This is a genomic window from Streptomyces sp. NPDC001292 (assembly GCF_042896465.1).
In the GTDB taxonomy this organism is placed as follows: domain Bacteria; phylum Actinomycetota; class Actinomycetes; order Streptomycetales; family Streptomycetaceae; genus Streptomyces.
In genome coordinates, this window is the sequence record NZ_JBIAXG010000014.1 from 57627 (window position 1) to 70507 (window position 12881).

A 12881-nucleotide genomic window follows, 5' to 3' on the forward strand; every position below is an offset into this window, starting at 1 on the left:
CGTCGAACCTGTCCCCCCGGCCATTGCCACGGAACTCGTCGAACCTGTCCCCCCGGCCATTGCCACGGAACTCGTCGAACCTGTCCCCCCGGCCATTGCCACGGAACTCGTCGAACCTGTCCCCCCGGCCATGGCCACGGAACTCACCGAACCCGCGGAACTCACCGAACCTGTCCCCCGGACGAGCGCGGAACTCGCCGAAGCCACGGAACTCGCCGAACCTGTCGCCCCGGCCACCACCGGGGAACTCACCGAAACCACGGAACTCGCCGAAGCCGCCGACCTGTCCATGGCCGGGTCCGATCCCCGGACCGAATCCGGGGCCGAATCCGGGGCCGAGCCCGAACCCCGGACCCACTCCCGGCCCGAACCCCGGCCCCACTCCCGTGCCGCCTCCCGGGCCCACTCCTGGGCCGCCTCCCGGGCCCACTCCTGGGCCGCCTCCCGGACCACCGCCCGGAACGCCTCCTGGAACGCCTCCCTGGCCTCCTCCCACGCCGCCGTCCCGTGCGATGCCGGGGACTTCGCCGCCCTTCGCCACGGCCGCCGGGGCGGCGAGCCCTACCGCGGCGACCGCCGCGGCCAGCACCACCAAGGGAGTCGAGGGGGCCGAGAGGGTACGAGTAGTACGCATGTGATCCTCCGTGGAAGGCGCCCCGGGGACCCGTACCCGGTCGATCGGTGACAAAGCACCTCCCGCCACCGACCCTCGGACGCGCTCCACGCGGGCGCATTTCGGGAGTGGTCCGTCTCGGTGAGCGAATTCACCAGGACTTTCACCCCATTGAATATCGATGCAGGTCACGGACCGTCAGAATTGACCCTTCCGGACCGCCTCGGATGGCGCACGGAAAAACGGCGCCGCCACCCGTTCGCGTGCGTCCCGTCGCCGGTTGCGCGCGCCGGACTTAGCGTTCTCGCATGCGCGATTGACGCGGCGACGGCCGGGTCGAGAGGGGACGTCGAATGCCTGCGAGAGAGCTGACCGGATTCATCGAGGAGGAGCGGGAGCCACCGAGGAAGCGGGCACCGTGGGGCGTGATAGCGCTTGCCCTGCTGACCGGACTCGCCCTGATCCGCAACGGCTCCGGGGAGTTCGACGTCGGCCCGCCACAGCCCGCGACGGCGGCCGCGCCGGACATCAGGCACACGCCGCTCCCCTCGGGCGCGGGGCCGCAGCCTCTGGCGCGCTCGGTGCCGGGTCGGATCAGGGTCCCCGTGATCCAGGTCGACGCGCCCATCACACCGGTCGGCGTGGACGCGGACGGCTGGGTCGCCGCGCCGCCGCCGCAGGACCCGAATCTGGCCGGCTGGTTCAACGGCGCGGTCACGCCCGGGGAAAAGGGCACGTCGGTCGTCGTCGGCCATGTGGACAACGACGCGGGACCCGCCGTTTTCTACGGACTCGGCGCCCTGCGGAAGGGAAACCGCGTCGAAATCAACCGCCAGGACGGGAAGACGGCCGTATTCGAGGTGTACGGCGTCGAGGTGTTCGAGAAGAACAATTTCCCCGGAGACCGTGTGTACGGCTCGAAGGGCACGCCGGAACTGCGGGTCATCACCTGTGGCGGCGGTTACACGAAGCAGAGCGGATATGAGGGGAACGTCGTCGTGTTCGCCCGCCTGGCCGAGGTTCGCTGAGCGGACCCCGGCCGGGCGGGCGGCGGGCCGTGCGCGTGGCCCGGCTCAGGTGTACTCCCGGCGCGGCACGGTGAAGTGGTGGCCGTCGTCGAGGAGCTTGGGGAGGTACTTGCGCAGCGCGCGGACGGTCTGCGAGCGGTCGCCCCCGGCATCGTGGGAGAGCACCACGACCCCGGGGGCGGCGCCGTGCTCGATCCGGCGCACGATGGCGCCGGTGCCGGGGGTGGTCCAGTCGAGGCTGTCGACGGTCCAGGCCAGCGGTTCCATGCCCAGGTCGGCGTTGATCTCGAACACGTCGCGGTTCCAGGCGCCGTAGGGGGCCCGGAACCACAACGGCCGCTCGCCGTAGGTCTTCTCGACGATGTCGCTGGTGCGTTCGATCTCGTCGCGGACGCGGCGGCGGCTGAGCTGGGTGAGCAGCGGGTGGCTCCAGGTGTGGTTGCCGACGACGTGTCCCTCGTCGGCCATCCGGGCCAGCAGGTCCCGGTTCCAGCCGGCCATCTCCCCGCAGACCATGAACGTGGCCCGGACGTCGTACTGGGCGAGGATGTCCAGGACGTGCGGGGTGAACTCGGGGTTGGGGCCGTCGTCGAACGTCAGCATCATGGTGTCGCCGCGGCCGGAGAAACGCAGGATCGGCGTGGTCCGCACCTTGGCGGGCAGCGGCGCGGCCCGCTGCGGGACGTCGCCTGCAAGGGGCTGCAGACGGTAGGCGGAGGACTTGAGGGCGCTGCGCGCCTCGGGGCCCGCCGCGGGGGCGGACGGTACCGGAGTGTCGGAGGAGCCGGAGAGCAGCAGACCGGCCGTGCCGGCCGCTCCCGCCGCTCCGAGAGCGAAGGCCCCGGCGAACAACGCCCGGCGCCGCGTGAGCAACTGATCCTTCTGCATGACTCATCAGTGTCCGGGCCTTCCGCCTCTCCACCGGCACGGCGACCCGAAAGCACCCGCCCGGCCCAGCGCCCGGCGGCAGTTGCGCGCGGGTGCCTCAGCGGCGGCGCACGAGCGGGAACGGCAGCGTCTCACGGATCGTCAGGCCGGTGAGCAACATGACCAGCCGGTCGACGCCGAGGCCGAGGCCGCCGGTGGGCGGCATGGCGTACTCGAGGGCGTCGAGGAAGTCCTCGTCCAGCTCCATCGCCTCCGGGTCGCCCCCGGCGGCGAGCAGGGACTGGGCGGTCAGCCGGCGGCGCTGTTCGACGGGGTCGGTGAGCTCGGAGTAGGCGGTGCCCAGTTCAGTGCCGAAGGCCACGAGGTCCCAGCGTTCGGCGAGCCGCGGGTCGGTGCGGTGCTGCCGGGTGAGCGGGGAGACCTCGGTCGGGAAGTCCTTGTAGAAGGAGGGCGGCCCGGTCCTCTCCTCCACCAGCCGCTCGTACATCTCCAGGACGATCTCGCCGGGGGTGTCGTCCGCGGTGTACGGCACGCCGGCGCGGTCGCAGTGCCGGCGCAGTGCCTCAGGGTCGGTGCCCGGGCCGATCTCCTCCCCGAGCGCCTCGGAGATCGCGCCGTGCACGGTCCTGACCGGCCAGGGCCCGGAGATGTCGTACGCGGTGCCGTCCCTGTGGACGACCGGGCGGCCGAAGGCGGCGGTGGCGGCGCCCTGGATCAGCTCGCGGGCGAGGTCGAGCATGACGTCGTAGTCGGCGTAGGCCTGGTAGGCCTCCAGCATCGTGAACTCGGGGTTGTGCTTGTGGGAGACGCCCTCGTTGCGGAAGGTGCGGCCCATCTCGAAGACCTTCTCCAGACCGCCGACGCACAGGCGCTTGAGGTACAGCTCGGGCGCGATGCGCAGGTACATGTCGAGATCGTAGGCGTTGATGCGGGTGGTGAACGGTCGGGCGTTGGCGCCGCCGTGGATCTGCTGGAGCATCGGCGTCTCGACCTCGAGGAAGCCGCGGTCCAGCAGTCCCTGGCGCAGGGCCTGTAGGGCGGTGGAGCGGATGCGGAGGACCTCGCGGGCCTCGGGGCTGGTGACCAGGTCGAGGTAGCGCAGGCGCACCTTGGCCTCGGGGTCGGCCAGGCCCCGGCGTTTGTCGGGCAGCGGGCGCAGGCACTTGCCGAGCAGCCGCCAGGAGGTGACGAAGACGGTCGGCTCGCCCTGGTCGCTCCTACCCGCCCGGCCGGTGGCGGTGATGTGGTCGCCGATGTCGGTGTCGGCGATGAAGCGCTTCAGGGCGGCGGGCCCGGTCCGGTCGCGGGTGAGGGCGAGTTGGTGGTCGCCGGACCAGTCGCGCAGCACGACGAAGACGATGCCGCCGAAGTCCCGGACGAGCAGGATCCGGCCGGCCACGGTGAGCTGCTCCCCTTCGCGGACCTCGGCGAGGGTGCGGGTGCGGGTCTGCGTCCCCACCGGGTAGGGGTCGGTGCCGGCGGCGCGCAGCCGGTCGAGCCTGGCGTGCCGGACGCGGACCTGCTCGGGCAGGCCGGCGAGTGGACGGCCGGCTCCGGCCCGTGTCTCCTCGTCGAGTCCGAGCGCCGTCAGCGGGGGCAGGCCCGCGGTGGTGGCCGGGCGTGGTCCGGTGGCGGGGTGGGCCGGGTGGCCCTTGCCCCAGAGGGTGCGCAGCGAGGGTACGGCGACGAAGCCCTCGGCGATGCCGGAGGCCAGGCCGATCCGGGCGAGGGAGGCGGTCTCGCCGTAGCAGATGAAACGCGGGTACCACTCGGGGTGGTACTTGGCGTTGGACCGGTACAGGGCCTCCAGCTGCCACCAGCGGGACAAGAACAGCAGCAGGCCGCGCCACAGCCGCAGCACCGGTCCGGCCCCGATGCGGGCGCCCTCCTCGAACACCGAGCGGAACACCGCGAAGTTCAGCGAGATGCGGCGTACGCCGAGTTTCGGGGCGGCCGCGCAGAGTTCGGCGACCATGTACTCCATGACGCCGTTGGGTGCGGCGCGGTCCCGGCGCATCAGGTCCAGGGAGACGCCGTCGCGGCCCCAGGGCACGAAGGACAGCAGGGCGAGCAGCCGGCCCTCCGCGTCGAGGGCCTCGACCAGGAGGCAGTCGCCGTCGGCAGGGTCGCCCAGGCGGTCCAGGGCCATGGAGAAGCCGCGCTCGGTCTCGGTGTCGCGCCAGGTGTCGGCCCTGTCGACGATCTCCTCCATCTCGGCCTCGGTGAGGGTGGCGTGCCGGCGGACGCGGCAGATGGCGCCGGTGCGGCGGACGCGGCGCACGGCCTGCCGGGTCACGCGCATGTCCCGGCCGTCGAGGTCGAAGCCGGCGACGTGCACGATCGCCTCGTCGCCGAGCTGGAGGGCACCGAGTCCGGCGCGGGCGTAGGCCCGGGCGCCCTCCTCGGAGGCGCCCATGACGGCGGGCGCCCAGGCGTAGCGGCGGGCCACGTCCAGCCAGGCGGCGATGGCGTGCGGCCAGGCCTCGCGGTCGCCGACGGGGTCGCCGCTGGCCAGGCACACGCCGGCCTCGACGCGGTAGGTGACGGCGGCCTTGCCGCTGGGTGAGAAGACGACGGCCTTGTCGCGGCGGGTGGCGAAGTAGCCGAGGGAGTCGTCCTCGCCGTAGGCCTTGAGCAGGGCGCGGATACGGGGTTCCTCGTCGCCGTGCAGGGCCGCCTCCAGGCGCTGCGAACGGAACAGCGTGGCGGCGGCGTTGAGCAGGGCGAGCGCCCCGAACAGGCCGAGCAGGAAGGTCACCGGGCGCGGCGGGCGGCCGTCGAAGTCGCGGGCGGAGACCAGTCCGCCCATGACCCGGTTGGCGGACCACGCCAGGTGCAGGCCGGAGGGCAGGGTGCCGGGGAAGAGCGCGACCAGGCCCCAGCCGGCCAGGACGGCCACGGCGAGGCCGGCGGCCAGCACGGCCAGCGCCCGCCACCAGGCGCCGCGGCGGGAGGCGGCGTAGAACTCCCCTCTGGCCGCGATCAGCAGCACCAGCGCCAGACCGCACAGGACGAGGGACGGCGCCGACTCGGCGTACTCGCCGACCGCGAGGCCGAGGACGTCGCTGAGGATCACCAGGCTCAGGTAGCCGACGACCAGCCACCAGGCGACCTTCTTGCGGGCGGCGGTCGCGCCGGCCAGCAGGACGAGGAAGACGGCGTAGGCGAGGTTGGCGCTGACCGGGACGAGGAGCAGGTCCAGGACGCGGACGACGGGGTGGAGCAGGACGCGCAGCGGGGCGATGAGGTCCAGCAGCGCGCACAGCAGGGCCAGAGCGCCGAAGAAGGTGGCGAAGCCTTGCGGCACCCTGCTGAGGAGGCCGCGCCCCCGCGGCGGCCGGGCGGGGTCGGCGGCGCCCCGGGACGGGACGGCGCCGGTGGTGGCGGTCATGGCTCTGACGTGGTGGCGCTCATGGTTCCGACTGTAGGAACAGGGCGCGCGGGGCGCCCGTCGAGAGGCGCCCCGCGCGGCTGTGTGAACCGGGGATTCCGATAGCCTCGCACATGTGACGGAACAGCACGAGCAGCACGAGCGGCACGCGCACCGGTTCGAGCGGGGCACGGACGGGCCGAAGGTCATCGTCGCCGGCGTGGACGGCTCCGACTCGTCGATGCGGGCCGCCGCGTACGCCGCCGGTCTCGCCCGCCGGCAGGGCGCGCTGCTGGCCGTGGTGTACGTGCAGCCGGTGATGACGGCGGGGGCGGCGCTCGGGGCGCCGGTGGCGGACACGACCGACGAGATCGCCGAGGACCTCGTGCAGCAGATCCGGGAGTCCGCGGAGCGGCTGAAGGGGATATTCGAGGTCCGCTGGGAGTTCCACACCTTCCGCGGGGACCCGTACAACGGCCTGGTGAAGGCCGCCGGCGAACTGCGGGCGGACGCGGTGGTGGTGGGCGCCTCCGAGCAGGCCGGCCACCGGATCATCGGCTCGGTCGCGGTCCGCCTGGTGAAGGCGGGGCGCTGGCCGGTGACGGTGGTTCCGTAGGGCCCGTTCCCGGTGCCCGGACTCCGCGGCGGGCGACCTGGACCGCCGCCGGGTCGGTGCGTGGCGTCTTCCGTACCCGGGCGGTGGTGGGCCACCATGACCGCCGTCAGCCGTTTGCCGTCTGTGAAGAGGTGAGACGCATGGCCGGGCTCCGGATGGGTGAGGGCATTCTCCGCCGTAAACCCATCGAACACATCGAGGAGACGGAAGCCGCCGAGGGACCACGGCTGGAGCGATCACTCGGGTTGTGGCAGCTGACCGCGATCGGCGTGGGCGGCATCATCGGCGCGGGCATCTTCACCCTCGCCGGCACGGTGGCCAACGGTACGGCGGGTCCCGCGGTACTGGTGTCCTTCCTCGTCGCCGGTGTCGCCAGCGCGGCGGCGGCCCTGTCGTACGCCGAGTTCGCGGGCCTGATCCCGAAGGCGGGCTCGGCCTACACCTACGGGTACGCGGTGCTCGGCGAGTTCGCCGGCTGGTTCATCGGCTGGGACCTGCTCCTGGAGTACACGGCGATCGTGGCGGTGGTCGCGATCGGTATCTCCGGCTACTTCAGCTTCCTGGTCGAGGACATGGGAGCTCATCTGCCCGCCTGGATGCTGGGCGCGCCCGGCACCGGCGCCGGGCACAAGATCGACCTGTTCGCGGCGATCCTGTGCCTGCTGATCGCCTGGCTGCTGAACCTCGGCATCCGCAGCGCGGCCCGCTTCGAGACGCTCGTGGTGGCACTGAAGGTGCTGGTCGTGCTGGTCGTGATCGTGGTCGGCGTGTTCCACATCAACACCGCCAACTACCACCCGTTCTTCCCCTACGGCGTCGGCGGGGCGTTCACCGGTGCGGCGACGGTGTTCTTCGCGGTCTTCGGCTACGACGCGATGTCGACGGCGGCCGAGGAGTCCAAGGACGCGCAGCGGCACATGCCGAAGGCGATCATCTACTCGCTGGCGATAGCGATGGTGCTGTACGTGGCGGCCTGTCTGGTGCTGACCGGCATGCAGAACTACAAGGGCATCAACAAGGAGAGCGGCTTCTCCACCGCGTTCAAGTCGGTGGGGCTGAGCCGGCTGGCGGACGTGATCGCGGTGGGCGCGATCATCGGCATCCTCACCGTGATGTTCACGTTCATGCTGGGCGTGACCCGGGTGTGGTTCGCCATGTCCCGGGACGGGCTGCTGCCCAAGTGGTTCGCGAAGACGCACCCCACGCGGCACGTGCCGACGCGGGTGACGTGGATCGTCGGGGTGGCGTCGGCCGTCATCGCGGGGTTCCTGCCGATCGCGGAGGCGGCCGAACTGACCAACATCGGCATCCTGCTGGCGTTCGTGGTGGTGTGCACGGCGGTGATCGTGCTGCGCTACCGGCAGCCGGACCTGCCGCGCGGTTTCCGTACACCGTGGATGCCGTTCGTGCCGGCGCTGGGTGTGGTCTTCTCGCTGTGGCTGATCACGTTCCTGAAGTGGGAGACCTGGGTGCGGTTCGCCGTGTGGTTCCTGATCGGGTGCGTGATCTACTTCGGGTACTCGTACAAGCGCTCGGAGCTGGCCGGGCGTTAGGGTCTGCCGGGCCTGGGGCCGGGGCGGCGTTCAGCGGGCCGGGAGGGCGCGGAGGAAGTCCGCGACGATCTCGTTGAACTCCTCCGGCTTCTCCAGGTTCGGGTAGTGGGCGGTGCCCTCGATCGTCACGGAGCGGCCGTCGGGGACGGTGCGGGCGAGGCGTTCGGCCTCGGCGATGAGGTCGGGTGCGTCGAGGGCGCCGTTGACGGTGAGCACGGGGACGCCGATCTTCGGCACGCGGTCCCAGGTGCCCGTCAGGGGCACGTGCCGGTTCTCCTCATCGGCGGTGTGCTTGGACAGGGTGTGCAGGGCCATGTCGCGCAGCCGGCGCAGGATGTCCTGGTCCATGTCGTCCGGGGTGCGGTACGGGCCGGGCGCGAAGCTCAGGAAGGACGTGAGCCAGCCGTCGATGTCGCCGGCGCCCAGGGCGCGGTCCGACTCGGCCTGCATCTGCCGCGCCCAGGGGTCGGTGTACTGGAACTCGCTGGTCGCGGCGCCGCAGGCGACCACCCCGCGGACCAGTTCCGGGTACTCCAGCACGGTGTCGGTGGCGATGGCGCCACCCATCGAGACGCCGACGAGGACCGCCGGTCCGGCGTCGAGGTGGCGCAGCAGTGCGGCAAGGTCGTCGGCCCACCGGAACGGCTTGGTCGCGTTGGCGGAGAAACCGTGGCCGCGTACGTCCGGGGCGAGGACCCGGAACTCGGCGGCGAGGGCCGAGGTCTGGGCGTCGAGGACGCGGTGGTCGACCCAGCCGGAGTGCAGCAGGACCACCGGGTCCCCGCTGCCGGTGTCGAGGTAGGCGAGGTCGCCGTCGGAGGAAGGGAGGAAACGCAGATCCGCAGCAGCATTCATGACAACCAGGGTGTCATTCCGCAAGGTGTTTGGCAACCCAGGTGTCATGATGGGGCGATGAGCGACATGGACAGCGAGATCGAGGACAGCCCCGACGCTCCCCTCCCGCCGGACGAACTCGGCCACCGCCTCACCGAGGTGTTCGACCTGGTGGGCCCGCTGTACCGGCGGGTGCAGCGCAAGGTCGAGCAGGGCGAGGCCGTCGAGGGGCTGTCCGTCGGCGTACGGGCCGTGCTCGACCTGCTCCACAAGCACGGCCCGATGACCGTCCCGCAGATGGGACGCGCGCAGGCGATCAGCCGCCAGTTCGTGCAGCGCATGGTGAACGACGCGGCGGCCCGCGGCCTGGTGCGGAGCGTCCCGAACCCGGCGCACCAGCGCTCGTCGCTGATCCGGCTCACGGACGCGGGCCGGGCGGCGATCACCGCGGCGCTGGACCGTGAGCACCTGCTGCTGCGCCGGGTCGGGGGCGATCTGACGGAGTCCGAGGTACGGGCGTGCCTGCGCGTGCTCGGGGAGATGCTCGACCTCTTCGAGCACGTGGACGTCGACTGACCGGCCTCACTCCCCCATGACGAGCCCGTCCTTCGCCGCTCCCCGGCTGAGCACCGCGGTGCGGATCCGGTCGCGCACGCCCTGGAGGTCGGCGCCCCGGGCGATGGCCTTGCCCAGGTTCACCACGCGGCCGGCGTCGAGGTCGAAGACCTCGGGCACGAACTCGGCCCGGGCCACCTCCCAGCGTCCGCCCGGCCGGGCGGGCGGGGAGAAGGTGAAGCGGGCGAGCGTGCTCTGGTTGGCACGCGGGTTCGGCCGGCCGCTGTCGTCGGTCGCCGCACCGGCGATCTGGTCACCGAGGCCGTAGACCACCCAGGTGCCGTTGACCTTCTCGTAGGCCTGCGGGACGTGGGCGTGGCTGCCGAGGATCAGGTCGACGTCGGGCCGGCCGCCGGCGTGTGAGGCGGTCAGCTTCCGGGCGAGGTCCAGTTGCTGCGCGTCGGGCGCGTCCTGCCACGCCTGGCCCCAGTCCAGGGACACGACCACGACCTCCGCACCCGCCTGGCGGGCGGCTCTGGCGTCCTCGACGATCCGCTTCTCGTCGATCACCCGGACGGCCCACGGCTGATCGGGCGGGAGGTCGTCGTTCGTGCCGTCGGTGTAGGCGAGATGGGCGACCACGGTGCGCCCGGCCTGGAGGAGTGTGCCGCGCGCCTCGACCTCGCCGCGCGCCGAACCGGCGTGCCGCAGCCCGGCCTCGTCGAGGGCGTCCAGGGTGCGCCTGACGCCGTCGGCGCCGTCGTCCAGCGCGTGCTCGGAGGCGGTGGAGCAGCTGTCGTAGCCCGCCGCGGCGAGGGACGGCGCCAGTTCGGGCGGGGACTTGTAGTCGGGCGCGCCGGTGTAGGGCGGGCTCGCGCCGAAGACGGTGCCCAGGTGACACAGCGCCAGGTCGGCCCGGGAGACGATGTCCTTGACGCCTTCGAGCATCGGCCGGAAATCGTGGCCCGCGCCGCCCGCGTCGAAGGCGGACCGCTCCAGTACCGAGGCGTCCGGCAGGATGCCGCCGGAGGCGACGAGTGTGAACGCGCCGGGCGCGGTCGCGGCGTTCGGGGCGGCCGGGGCGGCCCGTCCGGGCGGAGTGTGCTGGTCTTCCCGTTGGTGGGCCTGGCAGGCGGCGGCCGCGGCGAGGAGGGCCGTCACGACCAGGGACACCTGCTGTCTGCGTGCGATCATCAGTTCACCCCATGGCGGTCGTATGGACAGACAAATGGGTACGAATCTGACGGCTTTCGCAAACGGTATCGGCCCTTCGTTAGCCCGTCCGTGTGTGGCAAGGGGCCTGACGGACCGTTCGTCGTACCGTTCGTCGACGCGATCGACCGTCCGTCGCACAGCGGTGTGCGCGCCCTGTCCCCGTGCGGTCCCCTGCGATGCCATACGGCCATGACGGCCGGAACCACCCTCCCGCACGGGACGACGACCGCCGAGCACGAGCTCGCCGCATTGCAACGCGAGCACGGCCGACCGCTCTTCGCACTGCTGCTGCGTCTGTGCGACGGCGACCGCCAGCGCGCCGAGGACCTGCTCCAGGAGACGCTCGTACGCGCCTGGCAGCACCCCGAGGCGCTGCGCGCCGACGCCTTCGACTCGGTGCGGCCGTGGCTGCTGACCGTGGCGCGCCGGCTCGCCATCGACGCGCGCCGCGCCCGTCAGGCCCGGCCGCCGGAGGTCGGGGACGCGGACCTGGAGAACGCGCGGGTCATCGCCGACCACGCCGAGCGGTCCGCCGCGACGCTCGACGTCCGGGAGGCTGTGAAGACACTCACTCCCGAGCACCGTGAAGTCCTGGTGCTGGTGTACTTCCGGGGGGCCAGTGTGGCGGAGGCCGCCCGGACCCTGGGGATCCCGCCCGGTACCGTGAAGTCCCGCGCGTACTACGCGCTGCGCGCCCTGCGCCGGATGCTTCCGGGATACGCGGCCGACCTGCGGTGAAACCGACTGCCGAGTCAAACCTCCGTAAAGCGCCTTGCCGTGGACCACCGTTGAGTAATCGGCTGTCCTCATCCGTGTTCCGACGGGGCGGGCCCCCGGGACCCGGGGTCGGGCGAGGAGCGCGCACCGGAGGAAGGCAGGAAGGGATGCTGCACAGAGGTCACGAGAGCACTGACGGCCCGGGCGGCGGCGAACTGGCCGTCCCCATGGCCTGGTTGTACGCCGAGTACATCGCCGACGAACTGCTGCGCACCGGCGATCTGATGCCGCCGACGTCGTTCGAGTTCCGCGCCGGGCGGGACGCGCTGGCACTCACCGTCTTCCTCTCCGACACCGGCGGCGAGCTCTCCCGTGTCCGGGTGGTCTCCCAGCTGGAGACCTGGCTGTCGCTGACCGCGTACGACCAGCCGTGGCAGGACTGGGTGTGCGAGCGGATGGCCGGCCTGGCGGCCGAGGCGGAGGCCGGCGGGGTGCCCTCGCCGGACCTGGCGCTGGCCGAGGCGGCCTGGCGCTGGCTGGAGGAGACCGAGCTGCTCGCGCCCGATCTGGACGCGGTGCCGGGCGGCGCGGGCGTGGTCGGCGAGGACGAGGGGCCGAAGGTGTGGACGCCCGCCTGGCAGCTCGGACTGCCCCTCGGGCACCTGGCCATCCACCTTTTCTAGATTCCGGCCTTTTGGATTCCGGCCAATCCGCGGGACCGGCCGCTGCGAACGTCTTGATTACGATTCGGGACATGGCTGAGTGATTCCGGTGCCGGGTGCGTACGGGTGGCAGCAAGGAGTAACCCCACCCGCACTGACAGGCACGAGGATTCGGCATGAGGTCCCTGGAACGGCATCGCGATGCCGGCGCGTACGCGCTCGGCATGCTGGACGAGGCGGATGCCTTCCGCTTCGAGGACCACCTCATGGAGTGCCCTCGCTGCGCGGCGCACGTCAGCGAGTTCGGACCCACGGCGCGGCAGCTGATGCTGTACCGGCGGGCCACGCGGCGCTACGTGCACCCCATGCCCCGGCCCGGCGCCGCGCTGCTGGACCGGCTGGTCGGCGAGGTGGCGCGGCGGCGCCGGGCCGGACGCCGGCGCGCCCTCTACGGTCTGGCCGCCTCGGTGGTGCTCGCCGTGTGCGGACCCGCGGTCGCCGCCGTCGCCGGACACCACGACGGGCCCGCCCGGTACACGGCGACCGACGCGACCACGGGGGTGTGGGCCGAGGTCAGGGCCGCCGACCGGGACTGGGGCAGCGATGTGGAGGTGCGGGTCGAGGACGGGGCGGGCCCCCATTCCTGCCGGCTCGTCGTGGTCGGCCGCGACGGCTCGGAGCAGACCGTGACCACCTGGAGCGTCCCCCCGCACGACGCGGGGACCAGTACGGTGGCGGGCGGCACGACGATGCATCCCGGCCAGATCGCCCGCTTCGAGGTGCGCACCGCGGGCGGACGGCCCCTGGCGACCCTCGACTCGCGCTGAGCC

Annotated in this window: 11 protein-coding genes and 1 pseudogene; 8 read left to right on the forward strand and 4 right to left on the reverse strand. The window is 72.3% G+C overall.

From position 1 onward, the window contains the following. Nucleotides 1-685 (forward strand): annotated as a pseudogene (locus tag ACFY4A_RS17150) (hypothetical protein); the annotation flags it as partial. 281 nt (nt 686-966) lie between these two features. After that, entirely contained in the window at nt 967-1641 is a 675-nt protein-coding gene (locus ACFY4A_RS17155; RefSeq protein WP_390830248.1) for a class F sortase, read from the forward strand. 45 nt (nt 1642-1686) lie between these two features. Here the strand turns inward: ACFY4A_RS17155 and ACFY4A_RS17160 are convergent, their stop codons facing one another. Continuing rightward, nucleotides 1687-2529, reverse strand: coding sequence for a polysaccharide deacetylase family protein (locus ACFY4A_RS17160; RefSeq protein ID WP_390830249.1), 843 nt, complete (start codon nt 2527-2529; stop codon nt 1687-1689). Between the two features lie 97 nt (nt 2530-2626). Next, nucleotides 2627-5920, reverse strand: a complete 3294-nt coding sequence (lysX, locus tag ACFY4A_RS17165) for a bifunctional lysylphosphatidylglycerol synthetase/lysine--tRNA ligase LysX (protein ID WP_390830250.1) — start codon at nt 5918-5920, stop codon at nt 2627-2629. 115 nt (nt 5921-6035) lie between these two features. Here lysX and ACFY4A_RS17170 point away from each other — a divergent pair, with 115 nt between their 5' ends. After that, the gene (locus tag ACFY4A_RS17170; protein WP_390830251.1) at nt 6036-6515 is read left to right on the forward strand and encodes a universal stress protein; all 480 of its coding nucleotides are present in this window, start codon (nt 6036-6038) and stop codon (nt 6513-6515) included. Between the two features lie 140 nt (nt 6516-6655). Then, nucleotides 6656-8068, forward strand: a complete 1413-nt coding sequence (locus ACFY4A_RS17175) for an amino acid permease (protein WP_390830252.1) — start codon at nt 6656-6658, stop codon at nt 8066-8068. A gap of 30 nt (nt 8069-8098) precedes the next feature. Here ACFY4A_RS17175 and ACFY4A_RS17180 read toward each other — a convergent pair whose 3' ends face one another. Continuing rightward, nucleotides 8099-8923: an alpha/beta fold hydrolase gene (locus ACFY4A_RS17180; RefSeq protein ID WP_390830253.1), complete on the reverse strand. Its 825-nt coding sequence runs from the start codon at nt 8921-8923 to the stop codon at nt 8099-8101. A gap of 57 nt (nt 8924-8980) precedes the next feature. Here ACFY4A_RS17180 and ACFY4A_RS17185 point away from each other — a divergent pair, with 57 nt between their 5' ends. Continuing rightward, nucleotides 8981-9478 (forward strand): MarR family winged helix-turn-helix transcriptional regulator, encoded by a 498-nt coding sequence (locus tag ACFY4A_RS17185; RefSeq protein ID WP_390830254.1) that lies wholly within the window; start codon nt 8981-8983, stop codon nt 9476-9478. A gap of 6 nt (nt 9479-9484) precedes the next feature. Here ACFY4A_RS17185 and ACFY4A_RS17190 read toward each other — a convergent pair whose 3' ends face one another. Further along, nucleotides 9485-10651 carry a CapA family protein gene (locus tag ACFY4A_RS17190; protein ID WP_390830255.1) on the reverse strand — a complete coding sequence of 389 codons (1167 nt, stop codon included), beginning with the start codon at nt 10649-10651 and terminating at the stop codon, nt 9485-9487. 210 nt (nt 10652-10861) lie between these two features. Here ACFY4A_RS17190 and ACFY4A_RS17195 point away from each other — a divergent pair, with 210 nt between their 5' ends. The 3 genes from ACFY4A_RS17195 to ACFY4A_RS17205 all read left to right on the forward strand — a co-directional run bounded on the left by ACFY4A_RS17195 (nt 10862) and on the right by ACFY4A_RS17205 (nt 12878). Further along, nucleotides 10862-11410 (forward strand): sigma-70 family RNA polymerase sigma factor, encoded by a 549-nt coding sequence (locus ACFY4A_RS17195; RefSeq protein WP_141355925.1) that lies wholly within the window; start codon nt 10862-10864, stop codon nt 11408-11410. A gap of 146 nt (nt 11411-11556) precedes the next feature. Next, nucleotides 11557-12072 carry a hypothetical protein gene (locus tag ACFY4A_RS17200; RefSeq protein WP_390830256.1) on the forward strand — a complete coding sequence of 172 codons (516 nt, stop codon included), beginning with the start codon at nt 11557-11559 and terminating at the stop codon, nt 12070-12072. Nucleotides 12073-12227: 155 nt separating this feature from the next. Next, complete coding sequence (locus tag ACFY4A_RS17205; RefSeq protein WP_390830257.1) at nt 12228-12878, forward strand: zf-HC2 domain-containing protein; 651 nt, start codon at nt 12228-12230, stop codon at nt 12876-12878. Nucleotides 12879-12881: the final 3 nt, after the last annotated feature.